Source organism: Pseudoalteromonas sp. TAB23, from assembly GCF_000498075.1.
Classification (GTDB): Bacteria; Pseudomonadota; Gammaproteobacteria; order Enterobacterales; family Alteromonadaceae; genus Pseudoalteromonas; species Pseudoalteromonas arctica.
Map to the genome: position 1 here is coordinate 1 of NZ_AUTP01000224.1, position 17107 is coordinate 17107.

The 17107-nt window shown below is 38.1% G+C and carries 12 protein-coding genes; 8 read left to right on the forward strand and 4 right to left on the reverse strand.

The window, feature by feature from the left end; genetic code table 11:
• From L654_RS0113110 to L654_RS0113125, 4 genes are all read right to left on the reverse strand, one after another.
• A partial coding sequence (locus tag L654_RS0113110; RefSeq protein WP_024608183.1) for a hypothetical protein occupies positions 1-1451 on the reverse strand: 1451 nt, incomplete at its 3' end.
• On the reverse strand, positions 1444-3936 hold the full coding sequence (mobH, locus tag L654_RS0113115) for a MobH family relaxase (protein WP_024591229.1): 2493 nt from the start codon (positions 3934-3936) through the stop codon (positions 1444-1446). The genes L654_RS0113110 and mobH, both read right to left, overlap by 8 nt.
• A complete protein-coding gene (locus L654_RS0113120; protein ID WP_024591228.1) occupies positions 3936-4685 on the reverse strand; it encodes a hypothetical protein in 750 nt (249 codons plus the stop codon). Before L654_RS0113120 ends, mobH begins: the two co-directional genes overlap by 1 nt.
• Positions 4675-5175: a conjugative transfer protein MobI(A/C) gene (locus L654_RS0113125; RefSeq protein WP_139016105.1), complete on the reverse strand. Its 501-nt coding sequence runs from the start codon at positions 5173-5175 to the stop codon at positions 4675-4677. Before L654_RS0113125 ends, L654_RS0113120 begins: the two co-directional genes overlap by 11 nt.
• A 1267-nt stretch (positions 5176-6442) precedes the next feature.
• Here L654_RS0113125 and L654_RS1000000126940 point away from each other — a divergent pair.
• The 8 genes from L654_RS1000000126940 to L654_RS0113170 form a co-directional block, all read left to right on the forward strand.
• The gene (locus L654_RS1000000126940; protein WP_024591226.1) at positions 6443-7486 is read left to right on the forward strand and encodes a ParM/StbA family protein; all 1044 of its coding nucleotides are present in this window, start codon (positions 6443-6445) and stop codon (positions 7484-7486) included.
• 3 nt (positions 7487-7489) lie between these two features.
• Positions 7490-7876, forward strand: a complete 387-nt coding sequence (locus L654_RS0113140; RefSeq protein ID WP_024591225.1) for a hypothetical protein — start codon at positions 7490-7492, stop codon at positions 7874-7876.
• Positions 7877-8127: 251 nt separating this feature from the next.
• Positions 8128-8448 carry a hypothetical protein gene (locus tag L654_RS0113145; RefSeq protein WP_024591224.1) on the forward strand — a complete coding sequence of 107 codons (321 nt, stop codon included), beginning with the start codon at positions 8128-8130 and terminating at the stop codon, positions 8446-8448.
• Position 8449: 1 nt separating this feature from the next.
• Positions 8450-9031, forward strand: a complete 582-nt coding sequence (locus tag L654_RS0113150) for a FlhC family transcriptional regulator (RefSeq protein ID WP_024591223.1) — start codon at positions 8450-8452, stop codon at positions 9029-9031.
• A gap of 94 nt (positions 9032-9125) precedes the next feature.
• Positions 9126-9644 carry a hypothetical protein gene (locus L654_RS0113155; protein WP_024591222.1) on the forward strand — a complete coding sequence of 173 codons (519 nt, stop codon included), beginning with the start codon at positions 9126-9128 and terminating at the stop codon, positions 9642-9644.
• Between the two features lie 163 nt (positions 9645-9807).
• Entirely contained in the window at positions 9808-10815 is a 1008-nt protein-coding gene (gene traF, locus L654_RS0113160) for a conjugal transfer protein TraF (RefSeq protein WP_024591221.1), read from the forward strand.
• A 2-nt stretch (positions 10816-10817) separates the two neighbouring features.
• The gene (locus L654_RS0113165) at positions 10818-12224 is read left to right on the forward strand and encodes a conjugal transfer protein TraH (RefSeq protein ID WP_032827111.1); all 1407 of its coding nucleotides are present in this window, start codon (positions 10818-10820) and stop codon (positions 12222-12224) included.
• Between the two features lie 3 nt (positions 12225-12227).
• Positions 12228-17107: conjugal transfer protein TraG N-terminal domain-containing protein (locus L654_RS0113170; RefSeq protein ID WP_024608184.1), on the forward strand; the 4880-nt coding region annotated here is incomplete at its 3' end.

Consider the following 17107-nt stretch of genomic DNA (forward strand, 5'->3'; position numbering starts at 1 on the left):
CCTGCCGTTTTATTATCAGTCATTGAATCTAAACTTATATACAGACACCCCCCTTTTTCCATGAGGTTATCTAAATCTACTATTCTTCGTTTATCTTCACTTTCGGGATCATCAATAGGGGAAAACAAATCATCCATTGGCTTTGACGTTAACGCCGTTAATACAGGGCGTAACGATGTGATCATCTTTATAAAATGCTCAGAAGGGTGTTCTATTAATTGAATAATACCCAATATAGCCGCGTTCTCATGCGACTCGCTTAAACGAGCTTTATAGTATTCACTCATTACTTGCCAAGCTTCTACACCTTTTTTAAGGTACTCAGCCATATTCAGCTTTGTTTCGTACTCCGGCCCTAGTGTCCTTTCGTAAAACACACGTAACACTTTTTCACAGAACGGTATTTTCCCTGAAGACAACGCTTTTTGGATGGATGTTAAGCGAATAGGTGTGCCAATGTACTCCATGCCTGCAGCCACAAATGTTATTTGTTCATAGGCGAAATCTTCAAAGGTTTTGCTGCCCCCTGAAGTACCCATTAGTGGTGCCACTCTGTCAGCAATTTCTGAGACGCGTACAAAGTTCTTTAGTAACGGTATACGACAAGAGTCACTTTGTGCAGCTGGATGCACACTGAAAAACCTATCGCCATAGCCTAAGTGCTCCATTTCCTGCTTGATAGACTCTTTCCAGTCAGTGTCGTTTTTTGGGTCGATAACGACGATTACTTTGCTGTTATTTTTTGTTTTGTCGCCTTGTTTGATCTTGTTTTGTTGTCCATTTATATTGAAGCGAGCTGAACTTTCTTTAGCACCCATATGTATAGCGTTTAGGCTAAGCAAGCGTAATAGAGTTGTTTTGCCTGTACCTATATTTCCTGATATGAGTGTGTGCCCGAAATATGTATCTTCCACAACTTTTATTTCTGTCTCATCGCCTACGGCATGGATAAAGGGTTTTCCACCAAGCTCTTCAGTTTCATGCTGAAATTCGTCTGTTGCTTTACGTAGAAAAAATGGCAGCTTTATATCCGTTAGTTTAGAGTCCATATTCATAACTTGATAAATACGATTGGCATGTTCAGAACCCCATTCGAACCCATACCCCATAAAGTTATGTCTAGGGTCAACAAATTTATCATTCGTTATTCTTGGTTCAAGCGAGTTGATTTCTCGTAATTTTTTACAATCCATAAACTCTTTTCTATTGAGTTTTAGTTTTAACTGACGCTCAATTAATGGTTTTGCTTTCATAGCATACAAATAACTTCCACCAGCTAGTATGCCAGCAATACCAAATGAAACGGTTGCTCCTGGTTGAAATGCACCTAAAGTCATAAACGGAGTTGTTATGGCACCAATGCCATAAGCTATTGCTGTGTTTACTTCATAGATAGGTCGAAATAGAAACTCAACGTATCGTCCATCTGTTCTATTGTACTTGCTACTCACTGAACACCTCTGTATTTGATACATCTTGTATGTGGACTTGTATGGAAAAGGAACTCATGTCGTTAATTTTTACGTCATGTTTATAGCGCGCTTTCATTGATTGGATTAGTTTGCTTATTCGTATCCCCTTTATAAAAGATGGGTTTGAATCGCTAACTAACGCTACTTCTTTTAATATAATGTCTATGTGTTCTGGACCACCAGACACCTTAATTTTGTGAGCTAGCAAGATTTCGCCAAGACTTCCTTTGATGCTTGTTGTTGTGAATTCAAACTCTGTTGGGTCGGTTGAAGGCAAACTAGATTTATCTTTACCGGCAGTATCTTTTTCCTTAATAGTCATACTCTTTGCTTTAGATGAATTGGCATTAAAACTTTTTTTGGTTTCTGAACTTCTTTTAACAGCGCCAGTTAACGAGGACTGACCTAAAGGTGTTAGTTCAAAGCAAACGACAGACTTCGCTTTTTGACGCCGAACAAGTGTTGCAAGGGATGAGCTACCTAGTTTTTGCCTTATAAAACCTTTGCTTAATAGCTCTTGCCCAGCTTCGATTTGATTAGTGTTGTGAGCTTCAACGTACTTGTTTACGTCTACGTACCATTTATTATTGATTTGCAAAACATAGTCGTGGGATCTAGGCTTTTCTATCTCCAAAGCTGGTGGTATTGCCCGTTCAGTTTTTTTCGCAGGTGAAGTCTGTTCAGTTTTTTCCGCAGGTGAAGTCTGTTCAGTTTGTACTACAGAGGTATCGGTGTCGTTCTCAAATAGAATTGGTGTAACATTCGCCTTCTCCGGTTTTTTAGGCTTTGCCATTTTCTTCTTTTTGGCCGTGACCTGATTTTCCCCCCCGGTATTTACTTCACCTTTAGGCGCAACTGTTTTTTCTGTTTTGGCGGTATTGGTTTTTTCCTTCACATCGTTTACAGCAGTGTTAATTGAAACGGTTTGTTTAGTCGTGCTAATGTTAACTTTGTCATGTAATTCGTTCGTACTTTCAATTACCGTCTCTTTTTCTTCGCTAAGCGCTGCAGTGTCAAAGCTTAGCTCTGTAAAGCTTCCATCTTCTTTCGTAATGAAATATTTGTTTGATCCACTTAGGTAAAGCAAACCTTCTAAGTTTGGGTGCACTGGGTCAGAATCATATATCCACTCGCGATACACCACTTTGATCAACTCAATCCAACTAATGCTGATTGTTTCGTCAATGATGTTGATCACATCTTGTTCAGTGAACTTGCCTATAGCAAATAGCGCAAAGCGATTTTCTTTATCGAATGGCTCTACTATTCTGAAGTCTTCCATCATTCCTAATAGTGACTTGGTATCATTTGGCAGAGCATCGAAGTGGTTAGCGCGTGCAGCTTTGAGGATTCCATCAAACGCTGATTGCCAACGAATAAAAACACAATCTCCAATTACAAAAGCATGACTTTTTTCGGTATTAAAATTCCATTTACTTTTAAGACTTCGCATCGTATCAACAATAGACATCATTCTGGATTTTTTTAAGGTACCAAAAGCCGAAGTTGCCATTGTTTTGACATCTTTAGCCGTTGACACTGAATCTCCAAAACGAATTGCAGTGGCAAGGTATCCATTGATATGAGCATATCCGTTGAGTGCAGAGGTTAGATTGCTATATAAATCATCTGGGGAGTCCATAATGAACTCTAATCCCTCTCCTTTTAATATGTGAGGTAACAGAGTTGCACCTGAAGATACGTGTTCCCTGTGTACACGAGAAGCCCTAAAATGGACAAAATATCGTTCGACTTTATTGCGGGTAGCCCATTCAATTAAAGTTTCAATTTGTGGTATCCAAGGCTTAATTGGTTTCCCCCAACTCGCGATTGGTACACTTATATTTTTTTCATCATCAAAAATTGTATACGCACTCACCTGCATATCTGTCAAAATTTTACCTGTATCATGTAAAAGCGCCCCAACCCACGCTGCATACATGTAACGGACACGACGTTGTGCATCTAAGTCCACTTTGCCCACGGTCGGAGGCAATTGATTGTCTGCCTTACGTAAAGCGATTAAAGCTGCATCTAGCGAGTGCCGAAATAATCCACCTGGTTGTGAATGGTGGTGGTATTCAGATGCAGGAAGCATGTGAACATATTCGGCCAACTTGCGAATTACACTCAAATAACGCGCGCCAAAAAGATTAACACCATCCTCAGTGGTTCTATGAAACCCAATATCTACGTGTTGCTCAAGCGCTATAATTTGGTCCTTATAGCGCTTTAAAATGGCATCTACACAAAAAACACTCAGACCATTTACTTTGGGTGGGTAAAATTGAGCTTCAGCATCGTGTACCGGCCTGTTATAAATATCCAGATAAATTTCTCCACTTACATTGGTCTGTAGGTGGATGGGCTTAGGTTTATCGTTAAGCACTTCTACGTCACCGGAAACCGGCTTGGTAGAAGTGGATATACCAAATAGCATTTTCATGGTGGATACAAATGACATTAGGCTACCTTGCTTTCACTATCTTCATTTTTAGCTTTAACAATTAATACTAATTGCTCTTCTGTCAGTATTGTTTTTGCTACCTCATAAGGAATGTCACACAGCGAAAGCATGTTAAATTGTGGATCACGTAAAAACTCCAAATAGTAACGCGGATTAAATTGGCCACCTTCACGTTTACCCGGCGAAGTCACTTTCATTATTCTGTCAGTAACACCAGTAACAATTGCTGCTGCCTGTTTGCAAGCTTGCTCATACTCAAGATCATCTAAAGCACCAAACATAAATAATTTTTCAATTGCGTTTAACTCTTTGTCCACGGCAACAATTAACTGAGTAATTGTGAGTCCTACTGGGTGCGAAACTTCAAATTGCATGGCATAGTTGTCTGGTGTATTAATTATAAAGTCACCCATAACCGGTAAACTTTTCTCACGCTCTACACGTTGCTCATGAAGTGTGTCCAACTGAGCTTGAGCAAGATTTAAATTAATATCTCTATGCCACTCACTTATTCTTGTGTACGCAACGCTTGAGGTTTTTGCCATGCGTAGAATTGCGGCTAAGCGCTCGAATGCATTTAAAATTTTATGCTCGTTAAGCTTTAAATATGAGTGAGTGTGGTCTGTTTCATAGTTAATCGTGGTCGTGATTGTTTTCATTTTACCAGCATGCTTTGTTGTGGCTCTTTGCGCCTGGTTATTCTTTACATGTTCAGCCGATATTGAATTTTCAGTTTTATTCTGCATTTTGGATCTCCTTAGTTTCTAAAGTTTTTGTGTTGTTTAGTAGCTTTAAACTTTGATGAATCATATTTATAAGTGTGATAATTGGCTCTGCTTCAATTAGAAATTCATCAATTAATTTAACTTCCCAGCTTTCAGCGTTTTTTACTAATTGGAATCGACTTGTGGTGCCATCTTTATTCCGCTTGAGTTCTTTTGCGTAGCGAAGCGTCTGCTTATTGCTTTTAGCAACATTCAGCCTTGCCCAACTATTTTCGTAAATTCGCCACCTGAGTGTTACTCGGTTGTGGTTTTTGGTTTTGTATATGCGAATGCTCGGTGCAACCTTGCCGACTTTATCGGTTCGGTCTGGATTAGCGGCTTGACTTATGATTTGTCTATTCATGTCTCGCCAAGCACACCAATACCCATCCACTAACGAATCAAGCTTTAAAGCTAGGTCGTCCTTTTTATCAGTTAAATACTGCCGTACTTCAAATGCATCTTGGTTCATTTTTTTAAACTCTTGTTTCTGTCTTGTTGTTATTTTCGCGTAATTATCTGTAAGAGAAAAAAAATACAGAGGGTATAAATGCATGTTGTAAATTTCGAGCACCTTCCGGTGAGGTTTTCTTTTACTATTGATGCCCTAAAATCTAATTGAGGGCAGTTTTCTCAAACTGCCCCTAAACGGGCGGTTTTGCAAAAGCTGCCCCCAATTAATTAAGGGGATAATTAAGTTTTAGAGGTTTGTTTATTTCGTGTTTTATTTGGTAAGTTAAGATTGATTAGGCAAATGCCCGCAATGGGCGTTTTGAGTGAGGTCTTAATTAATTGAGGGCGCATTTAATTATTTTTATTAGTTTAATTTAATATTCTGCCCTAAAAATGGGCGCAAAAAATATCTCTCCCTATTAATTGAGGGCGGTTTCTTTTCTTTTTGCTGATTTATTATTTTGTAAACTTTTATTTTAAGAAGCATGAAATTTAGCGTATTTCCTCTAAATAAATAGAGTTGCGCCATTGGGGGTAGGTTTTGGGGGAATGCACTATTAATTGAGGGTAGTTTTAATTAATTTATATCTTTGAGACTAGTGGTAATGCCCTAAAAATGGGCGTAAAAAAAATCGCACCCTATTAATTGAGGGCGGTTTTAGACTTTAGATTTTTATGGTTCTAAATTATTGAGGCGTAATAGTCTTAGTTTTATATTATAAATATGCGAGTTTTTTATCGTTCAGCATCTCAATCATAATGCTGGCTATACCAATAAAGCAGAAATGAGGCTCACTTTGTTAGAGCGTTAATGCATTTAATAAGATGGAAATATTAAACGAGTAGCGCTGTTCATAAATAAAAGCAGCATGAGAACTATATGTTGTTTACTTATCGTTAATCCCTACGTATTGCCATGTTGCGCCGTTTTTGTGCCGTTTTTTTGCCACCTACCGGTAAACAACCGACCTACCCAATATAATAAATAATATAGTGCCATATTGTGCCGCTTTAGTGCCGTTTTCATACCACTTGCCTATAAGCGATTGACATCTCCAATACCATAAACTGCGCATTTCCATATTACGCCGCTTTCATGCCGGTTTTATGCCCATTTTGTTCTGTGGCTTTGGTATTGACTGTGTTTTTAGTTTTCGCTCACTCAAAATAGCTAATTAGTTCCATAATTAAAGCTTAGAGGTGTCATTTTGGGGTGCTCTAATATTTAAAGCTTTTAATTACTGGGTGTATTCTCTGCCTGAACAATAAATATAGGAGTGTAGAGAATGGCTAAGAAGATAGTGAGAGCTGCTGAGGTTGGGTTCGGAACAGTAAGTTTTACTGTGTCGGGTGACGATAAGCCAGTGATAAAAACGTTTAGCTCTTCTGTTGGGCGAATTAATGAGAGCCGAATTGGGCAAGCCGATATGGGGATTGGTAAGCGTGAAACGGTAGAAGTAGATATTGATGGCGACATTTTTGAAGTTGGGCCGGATGCTTATTTAAGTGCTCAAGATTCTGATGATGTTTTAAGTGATCATTATGTTGGTTCCAAACAATATAAAGCATTATTAAAAGGCAGTCTTTCTCTAATGCATGATCGTGTTATTGATTTGCTTGTTGTTGGCCTACCAGTTAATCATTGGTCCAAAAAAAATGAGCTTATAAAGCTAACTGAAGGTGTGCATGATTTCAAAGGCGGTAAGCAACGAATAGTTAAAAAGACTATGGTGTTGCCACAACCTGTTGCTGGATTAGTCTCTTATGCGACAAGTCTACCTAAACAAGAGTTTGAAAAAAACTTTAAAACAGCAAACGTTGTTTGTATCGATGCCGGATACTTAACACTAGATGTATGTACATCTCGTGGACTAACGCCAATAGAAAAAAGAAGTGGTGCAACTGAGAACGGCTTTTCAACTGTGTTGAATGAGATAATACCGACCCTATCAAAAGCTTTTTCATTAACTAACAACCTATCAAGGCGCTTAGTGGATGATGCTTTCTGGAAAAAAAATGGAAAGCTAAAGGTTAGAGGTTACGAATACCCATTTCCAATTTGCAAAAAAGAAGATAATGATCTTGGTATTGAATATGACGTAACGGGGAATATAAATAGTTCTACAAGTACGGCTGCAAACTATGTAAGAAATATTGTAGGTAGCGGTGATGACATTGATTATTTTGTTTTATTTGGTGGACCTATTAAAACGTTTGAACCTGCTATTAGAGCGCAATACCCACATCACAAAATGATTGTACTAGAAAATAATTTAACTACCGTTGTTGAGGGGTTGTTCTACGCAGGCAAACAAGTCGTTAGAGGTTAACCTATGAGTAGTATAATTAAAGTAACAGCGAGAATAAAAAGAGAAAGTAAACTTGGGGTTCATTTGGTCAATGATTCTCAGTTATCTGGCTATCCTAATGAGTTAATTAGATTAGCCATTCAAGGTTTGTTATTTGAGAGTCTAGTTAATAATGGGGGCGAGGTAAAATTATCAGTTAACCAATCGAATCACTCTTTGGTTAGCAGTAGTTTGAACAAAGCCTCTAATGCTGTAGAAAAAACTCAAAGTAAGCCTGAAGAACAAACCCAAATTGAGTCTGTAGAACAAGTTGAGGAAGATGAAGACCAACTTGACCTCGTACCTTACTTGGGCAGGTACATTGACGATTCTGATTTTAATTTTACAGATTCAAATGGAAATCCTGATTAAATAACTGCTCATCCAATCCTTTAGGATGGGCATTTTATAAAGCGCTTTGAAAAATAAATGTAATTTAATTTTTTTTATTTTAAATGTTTTAAGTTAATGTCTCATTAAGCATTGAATCTATTAGTATTTATAATTTAAATTAAAAATTAACCCACCCCTAGTCACAAGTGGTGACGTTATTTTTATTGAGATGTTCCTTTTATGAATCTATAATTCAAATTCATTGAATAATTTTAAACGGAACTAGAGCAATGCTAGAAAATGCTAACAACCTTGCTGAGCAAATTAATAACTACTTTAATTGTAATGTGGAGCTGTTATTAATTATTAAGTCACTTATTGATTTTGATTGCGATATTGAGGGTGTCATTGGCATTGATTCACAACTTGTAGAAGCCCTTAAAAGTACACATGTTCAAGATATTGCATGTTTAAAAAATGCAGATTCTCGCCTTCCTTTATTCCAATTAGCGTGCTCACCAAGTGACCTAACTAAAGCTATTGCTAGTATGACAAAAAACAAGCCAAAAGCAGGGTCAATAGACCACATATTTGCTTCTGAGGTTAAATAGAATGTCTATATCATTGACTAATATTTATAAAAATGAAATTGCAATATGCGCTTTAGCAGTGTTAGGTACTGAGAAGAAGATCCTACTTGCTTTGTCTCATAGACGAAAAGACAACATTAAACACTTTTGGAAAGACCTCCCTTTTTCTAGACAATTTCGTCGTGGTCAAGGGGGTTGGGTAAAAGATACTGAAGGGCGGTTGATGGCCGACAGAATTTTATCGTTATATAAAAAAATGTATAAAGATACCCAGCTCGACAGACCTATAACTGGTGTTCAATTACTGAATATGTACTATGCTTATAATGCATTGTACCCAAACTCAAAAATTCACCCTACTCGTATATTTTACTTTTTCCCACTAGTACGTGAACAGCTACTTGGTATTATGCCCTCATGTGCTTGTTGTTCTAAGTCTTATGTAGTTCATTATGATGACAACTCTGATATAAACCTTTGTGCATCGTGCCAAATTACTGGTGCGAAAGCTCCAAAGGCTAAACGTGAGAAACATGAGCTATTTGAAGATCAGATAACTGATGTTCCAATGCATGATAATTTACCTCAGCGACAACAAGTTTAAAAGTTAATGTAAGAGACGCATTTAAAAAATTTGATTTTTAATATTTGAAAACCAATACTAGTAGCAATTTCAAGTGCCAAGGTGTTGGTTTTTTATGCGTAAAACTTTTTTATCATTACTTCTTATTGCTTCACTACCTTTGCAGGCCGGCGAATGGCTTGATCCAATGATTCCTAATAAGTCACAAATAAGCATTAATTTTGTTAACTTACTAGGTGATGAACAGGCTTCGCTAATTAATGTTGGGTCAAACAATAATGCTGAACAAAAGCATTATCTTGCGGGTGTGCTAATTCAAAAAGATAAACCTAAATATTTAGCTTTAATAGTAGCTAACTTAGATAAAAGTTTGTCAGGATTTGATTTTGATTTCAATCACGTAAATGTAAAGGCTACATGTTCTCGCCTAAAAGGTGATGTGGCAGATGAACTCTTAAAAACTAAGGCTTATTTATCACAAAGCGTGGAGCTGTACTATAAACAAATGTCATTTTCTTCTCCATGGCATCAATTTAAGCAAGCAAGTAATACTAAGCGTTTTATTCAAAAAATCTCAGATGTCGGTAATGTAAATTCTATTTCATTGTGTGAAATTCCAAGTCAATTTTTATAATTTATAAAAGAGGCTCATTAGCCTCTTTTTTATTTCTTCAGTTAACTATCCCCCTCCTTTTTTAGACGATTGAATGTTTAGAGGTAGCATATTTGTACTCTCTATTATTTCAAAAGTTCCTATATAAATAAGAAAATGGCTCAATTGAATATTGGGGGTCATTTTGAAAAACACTATATTAGCTACTTTACTACTTGCAAATTGCTTTAACGCTTCAGCTGCATCATCAACTTCAACAAACTCTCCTTTTTATGGCGATAAGTACAGAGGTTGGTATTGGTTTGAAGATCCACCAGTAGAACCTGAAAATGAGCCAGAAAAAGAAAAACAGGCAGCACCTGCAGCTGAAACTAAGCCAGAAGAAGAGAAAAAAGAAGAAAAAGTGCGCTTAGATGTTGCTTGGCTCAGATCAAAAATACCAGAATATCAAGAAGTTGCAATTAATAACCCAACGAGGGAAAACATTGCACGATACATGTATGTTCAGCGTTACATGCTAGATATGGGCTCACGATTTGCAACTAAAACAACGGAATTTAATCAGTTCGAATCTGAATTAGATGAATCAAAACGTCGCCCTATGTCCACGTTTTCATTAAACGTATTTAAAGATGACACTAAAAAAGCGATAAGCAATGTTATTAGTGCAATCAATGAAAAATCTCATTTATGGTTTTTCTTCTCCTCTAATTGCGCCTATTGCAAAAAACAACTTCCGTTATTAAAAGAATTAAAAATACGCTTCGGTATGAATGTACTTGCTATCTCAATGGATGGTTCAGTATTGCCCGGCATGGAAGATATTGAAGTTGTGGTTGATAAAACAAATGTTGCTCAACGCTTTGGCGTTCAGTTCACACCAACCATGTTTATGGCTCTTAATGACGGTACCGGTTTTACCAAAATAGGTGAAGGCTTAACTACATTACCTCTAATGCAAGACCGTATTCTTTTATCCGCCCGCTTAAAAAATGTAATTACCGATGAACAGTATCAACAAACTCAAAACGTTCGGGAGATAAATGTGCTGACCGATACGGATGGAACTATGTTAGCGGATGCAGAATTAATTGAGAATGATCCTGGTTATTTAGCTGAAATACTAAAAGCGAAATTAGCTGATTCTAAGCCAGTAGGTGCTCAACTGTTTAACTCTCTTTCTGGGGAATAATGATGAAATTAAAAAGAATTGGAATTTTTGTTAGCTTATGCATATTAACAAGCTCTCAAAATGCTAATGCAGGAATGAAAGACTTATTTGATTCGTATCAAAATGATTTAGGTCCATATCAAGTTGACGTTGCTAGTGGCAATAACTGGGGGTTAGGTCAATTTTCTGCTCGTTGGAATCAGCCTACAATTGATGTTGTATCATTAGAAAGCCCATCTATGTCAGTAGGTTGTGGCGGCGTAGATCTATATGGAGGTTCGTTTGGTCTAATATCAGGCGACGAGCTAGTTCAAGTTGGTAGAGCTGTTGCTCAAGGTGCAGCTGCGTACTTTTTTAAACTAGCAATTAATAATATCTGCTCAACATGTGCTGCAGAAATGGAGAACTTACAAAACAAATTACAGCGATTTAATGAACTGGCTCGAAATGCCTGCGCTGAATCTCAAACCTTCTTAGCTAATAACGAATATGTTGGTGAAGATAGGTTGGTAATGCAAGAAAGTCTTATTAGTTCAGATATGGCCTCAAAAGTCGGTTCTGTTACTAGCTGGGCGGGGTCTATTCTTGGCGATAAAAATACAAATGAAAAGAAAGATTTAAATACCAGAAAACTAACTCTTGAAGGTAACTCAGTCTATCAAGCGGTTACCTTACTAAACCCAACTTCAGCAACGCCTTTTTTGGATGCGCTTGAGTTTAAAGGTGATACGCAGAAGAAAAAAATGGCGTCTATGTTAATGACTTTATTGGGTACCAAAGTTATTAAGTTTGAAAATGGTGCGACTGATGTAGATTCAGAACCGGGAGTTGATAACACTGGACCTGCTAATTATTCTGATTTCATTTTTGGGAAAACAGCTGTACCGATAAAAATTAGAAGCTGTGGAAATGAAACTATCCCAACTGGAGGCGATTATCGCTGCTTAAATGTTGAAACAGAAACAGTGAGCTTTACTCCATTAGAAATGGTAGTAAAAGCGAGACTTGTTGGAGAAGCCGGTAGCCCTGGTATTTTTGCTAAATATTTAAGTCAAACACCTCTTAACGCAGAGGAGAAGCGCTTTGCTAAAATATTCACTTTCCCATATGTACGTTGGGCAGTATTTGCTAAAGAGAACCATATAAACATAGACGATATTGCGAATTATGCAGCTACATTGTTGTTGAGACAAATTAACGACGAAGTTTTTAATCAGGTCAGCAAAGTTTATGCAATGACCGCTTCGGCTAAAGAAAATATGTATAACTCAGGCACATCTTTAAAAAAGGAGTATGAAATTGCATACAGAGACTTTAGCAAACAGTATGAGCTTGTAAGCGATAAGATATATGCAAGTAATACAGAGAGCACCCAAGCCCTCCAAACAGTAGTGCAAATCTCTGCTATAACCAAACAGACTAAAGGGTGATATATGGACTTAAATGTTTATTTACAAGGTGATTTAGAGTTTGCGAATGATACTCTTGTTGCTGTAGCTCGTATGTTTAACGCTGGTTCGACTTACGAGCAAATACAAACAGGTGCAGGGATTTTAATATTCCTAACTCTATTTTTATCATACTTTAAGTATATTTTAGATCCAGAGCGCTCACCTTACCCTTTTAAAGAGTTTGTCTTCGGCGTTATGGGCTTTATTATGTTTGTAGGTCCCCTATCCCCACGTTTTACTGTTCATCTACAATCAGTTTCAACTAGTTCGCTTGACGTTAGAACTGTCTCAAATGTACCTTTCTTAGTAGCTGTTCCTTCTTGGGCTGGTACGAATTTAATAGGTGGCTTACGTGATATAGCTGCCAATAACTTCACAACACCTTCAATGGGCAGTAATGCACCCGCAGACCCATTAGGAGCACTTGTAAGACTCCATTCTATTCCTATGTCTCCCGTTATAAACTCCTTAGATCACCCGGGACAATACGACTTTAAAACGTCTATCAAAAATTATATAAATGATTGCTATATACCTGACCAGCTATTAAGTACAGGTAATCCAAATGGGAACATGGGTGGACTAGATGCAGCTCGCTTAGACAAGGTAATTGATAAAATTAAGGTTACATACCCTGACTACTACACGAGAATATTTTTAAATAATAGTCCAGATGGAGAGTATCTATCGTGTGACTTGGCCTATAACAAAATCTATGCCCATGTAAATACGGGCAAATTCCCTACTATGGTTTCTAGTTATTATGAAGCGCGCGGCGTTGATGGTCCTTCTATAACTGCTGCATATAGCCTTTTGACTGGTGGCGGTATGGCCAGCCCTAATCCATATGAAATAATGGCTGGTCGTTTTCTTGCTTTTCATACTTACGAGGCTCTACAAGGTCAAGATAGCCCGTGGGTTAATAAAATGGTTTTTGAGTCAATGCAAAAACGTTTGTATGAGCAAGCAGGTGAACGCTCTTTGTTCATGAACTACATGATTCCAATGATTTCTGTTTTTGAAATGTTTACGTTCTTTATAGGCCCTGTAATGATCCTATTATCTGTTATGGGCGGGGCTGGCTTCGCCATGATAGGTAAATACATGTACCTCATCTTGTTCGTCAATTTATGGGGTTTCATAAAGGTTTTTGTTGATTTATTTACATATAAAGCAGCAGAAAAAGCATTTTCAGTATCAACTAGTTTCGCACAGATGGACCCATTTTCAATGGGAGCTATGCCCGCTGTAATATCTGAAGTAGAGGGCTTCTTAGGTGTTGCTTCTGCTTTAACTGCTGCAATTCCAATGCTTGCAATGTTTTTACTTTACGGTGGTGTTCACTCACTAATGGGTGTTATGAGTTCTGTTAACCCAACTGGTAAAGGCAGTGTTGATGGTACAAATATGGCCCCAAGATTATCAAGTTCATGGTCTGATGGTGCGCAAAGTATGGGTACGCACAGCAATACATACAACGCTGGCACTGGAGCTATTGAAGCTAACGTGAAATCAAGTGATTCGGGTCGTTTTGCAAACGTAAATATAGATTCTGGTATTAATAATTCATTAGGTAATTCAACATCCATTGCCGAGAAAGATGTTCAATCAAAAACCCAAGCATATGAGCAGACTGCATCTACTGCTATGGCGTCGCTTGAACAAAACGCAGATGTAGTAGCAGGATCAAAAAACAAGACTTGGGGAGATATGAATACGGCCGAAAAAACCGTTGCATTGAAAAAGTCACTTGAAGAAGGGCAAAGTATTTCTTCGGATGCTGCTAGCCAANAAGCCGCATTCCAAATTATGGGGCAAGCAGGAGTTTCAGTAGGGGGCGGCGTTAATACGCCTAAAGGTTTTTCTGCGGTAGGTGATACTCCTACTCCTGGTAAGCTTGGTTTGAACGCAGGCGTTTCAACAAATTTATCAAATATGGATATGACTAAATTTGGTATAAAGGATAGTTCAGCCCAAAAGCTTCTTGAAGATGTAGCAGAAAGCCATAAGGGGCAAACAACTAATAGTGAGCAAGGTGCTTACAATATTTCCGAATCAAATCAACAAAGCGAAAGTTTTCAAGAAAGTTTAAATAAAGGGCATAAATTACAAGAGCAAATTGCACAATCACGAGAACTTTCAACTAACTTAGGTGCAATGTACAACTCAAGTAATGGTCTTAAATTTAGCCAAGCGCTAAATAATGAAGCTTTAGCACCCCTTGTAGATGGCAAAGCTTTAGATACTTATATTGATGGTCTATCCGACGATCAAGTTAAATCATTAGTGGGTAATGATGCTGGTGGCACAGTTGATAGTAAAAAAGATTACCTCAAAGATAAATATCAAAAAGAAGGCGCTGAGTTAGCAGGTCCAGCGCAAGCAGGTTACGGAGGTATGCTGTCTATACTTGACGACACATTAGCAAAACAACCGCAGTCTATCGATGAAGTTAACAGCCAAGCAGATATGCTTGCTGATTGGAGCCAAGTTGTATCCGACAATGGCCAATCAAATGGCGCAACACCATCTCAGCTTAATGCGCTAAGTATGATGAATGACTCTTACCGTAAACTTGATGAAACTACAGCAGATGGTGGCGTGATAAAAAATGCTTCCCCTGAGTTACTAGGATTAGATACAGATACTTCTAATGCTAAACAGGCCGAAAATGCGATTAAAACGTCCAAGATTGATAAGCCTTTTAAAAATGATATTCCTTCTGAAAGTGACTATTCAAAAGAAAAATACGGGGCAATGACTGAAAAACAAGCTGATGCAATGAAACGTGTTGAAGGTCATACTTTATTAAGTGGTGACCAACAAGATGTAATCGATAGAATTAAAAGCGGAGAGCTAAACGGTGCAATGTGGGCGTTCGGGCAGATTGAAGGAGAAGATAAATTTGCTCGATTTGCTGCTGATAGAGCTGCTGAATTAGGCTATGACGAAAAGAGTGTTTATGAAGGTACTCAAGCATTGAATACAAAATCGCCTTCTGAGATCCAAGATATGTTTGGTCGCGTGAATACCGGCACAGCTTCATTTGATGATATGAAATCAGTAGCACAAATGTCACATGCAGCTGATTATTTGACTAATACACAATCTGGCAACGACTCTTTTATTGTAGGTTTAGGTGCTGGCGAGTTAGATGAATTTAGCGGTTCTACATTAGCATTTAAAGCTGGAGAGCAAGCGTTAAGTAAAACAGCGCTAGGTCGCGATATTAACGATGTAATGGATATGGGTGGTAAAGAAGGGTTTAGTCACGCGTCCGCTATAGATGCAGTGGGCTTGATGGCCGGTAAAGGTGGTACTGTTGGTGGACGATTCGCTTATGAAACATCACAGATAGACTTAGAAAGTAAAAATCAATCATACAAAAATGGTATTGATAGAGCCGACAAAGATAGCTTCTTTGGTTCCGGTATAAATTACGGAAAGGACGGTGATTATAAAGGTTCAGCTTTAAATTCGTTCAAAGATAAAGCTGCCAATATTATCCAATCTAATCCGACAAGTTATGACGCTCATTCTGCTGTAGCTAACTTACCAGCATTGCTTGATAACGAATCACTTGTAGGTGGTAGAAATGGTGAATTTACATCTGACCTAGCGAAAAAAGTAATGCTAAGTGGTGGAGATAATAACTTATTAAGAAGCGTACATGAGAATTCGGATGAATTAAGGGCTTCGGTAAATTCTTTACCTGATCAGGGCAACCTAGTCGAATATAAAAAGAATATGAATGAAATGCTTGACCAAGCTGGCGTTGCTTATAAAGAGCAAGGGCTATCATCCCTTTCACCGTATTCTGACGGGAATGAAATACAAAAGACAAGTAATGTTGATGTACCAATGGAAGTAAGCTCTAGTCAATCTCCTGTAGCAACATTCAAGACTGATAACGGTAGATTTACTTTACAATCACAAAATGAAGATGGTTCATTTGTTTATCAAAATGAAAAGGACAAAGGTTATTCCTATAAGCAAGGTGATGCTTACATGTCACCTATAGAGAGTAAAGAGCCAAATAGTGTAAATTCGACTAGTAAAACTACTGATAAATCGCTTAAAGCACCTGAAGGATCTACAAATACTACTCAGTTTGATAATAGCGAAATACCACTATCTACTGGTGTATCAGCATTCGCAGTTGGTGTTCCTGGTCTATTGAATTATGTAAATTCACAAACTAACGCTAATCAGTCAAAAGTAAGCGATGAAGCGGCAGAAAAACAGATACAAGGCGTGGATAGTTCTTCTTCTGTCCCAAGAAATACTTCTTCTATTGATGGTTATACTTCACAACCAAAAGCAGACAATACTCAGGCTGACAATGACAACTCATTAAATGGTGATCAAGCTCTGAACGCTCAGAATGTGAAAGCTACTGATGTTGGTACAGGTAATACGCCGCTAAATACAGGAGTTGCTGCTTCAACTGCTCAAGGTAACGCCACTCAGCAAGTGGATGAGACTACTCAACAAAAAGCTGACAATGCTCAGGCAGGCAGTGAGAACACATTAAATGGTGAACCAGCTGATAATGGCCAAAACGTGAAAGATGATGTCGCTACTGCAAGCACTGCACCGCTGAATACGGGTGCTACGGCTTCAACTACTCAAGCTAACGCGACACAGCAAGTGAATGACGCTACTCAACCAAAAGCTGACAATGCTCAGGCAGACAGTGAGAACACATTAAATGGTGATCAAGCTGATAATGGCCAAAACGTGAAAGCTGATGCTGCTACTGCAAGCACTGCACCGCTGAATACGGGTGCTACGGCTTCAACTACTCAAGCTAACGCGACACAGCAAGTGAATGATGCTACTCAACCAAAAGCTGACAATGC

Bases quoted from the DNA above. Each gene is read 5' to 3' on its own strand.
- mobH (WP_024591229.1), bottom strand. From the start codon at position 3,936: ATGTCATTTGTATCCACCATGAAAATGCTATTTGGTATATCCACTTCT.
- L654_RS0113120 (WP_024591228.1), bottom strand. From the start codon at position 4,685: ATGCAGAATAAAACTGAAAATTCAATATCGGCTGAACATGTAAAGAAT.
- L654_RS0113125 (WP_139016105.1), bottom strand. From the start codon at position 5,175: ATGAACCAAGATGCATTTGAAGTACGGCAGTATTTAACTGATAAAAAG.
- L654_RS1000000126940 (WP_024591226.1), top strand. From the start codon at position 6,443: ATGGCTAAGAAGATAGTGAGAGCTGCTGAGGTTGGGTTCGGAACAGTA.
- L654_RS0113140 (WP_024591225.1), top strand. From the start codon at position 7,490: ATGAGTAGTATAATTAAAGTAACAGCGAGAATAAAAAGAGAAAGTAAA.
- L654_RS0113145 (WP_024591224.1), top strand. From the start codon at position 8,128: ATGCTAGAAAATGCTAACAACCTTGCTGAGCAAATTAATAACTACTTT.
- L654_RS0113150 (WP_024591223.1), top strand. From the start codon at position 8,450: ATGTCTATATCATTGACTAATATTTATAAAAATGAAATTGCAATATGC.
- L654_RS0113155 (WP_024591222.1), top strand. From the start codon at position 9,126: ATGCGTAAAACTTTTTTATCATTACTTCTTATTGCTTCACTACCTTTG.
- L654_RS0113165 (WP_032827111.1), top strand. From the start codon at position 10,818: ATGAAATTAAAAAGAATTGGAATTTTTGTTAGCTTATGCATATTAACA.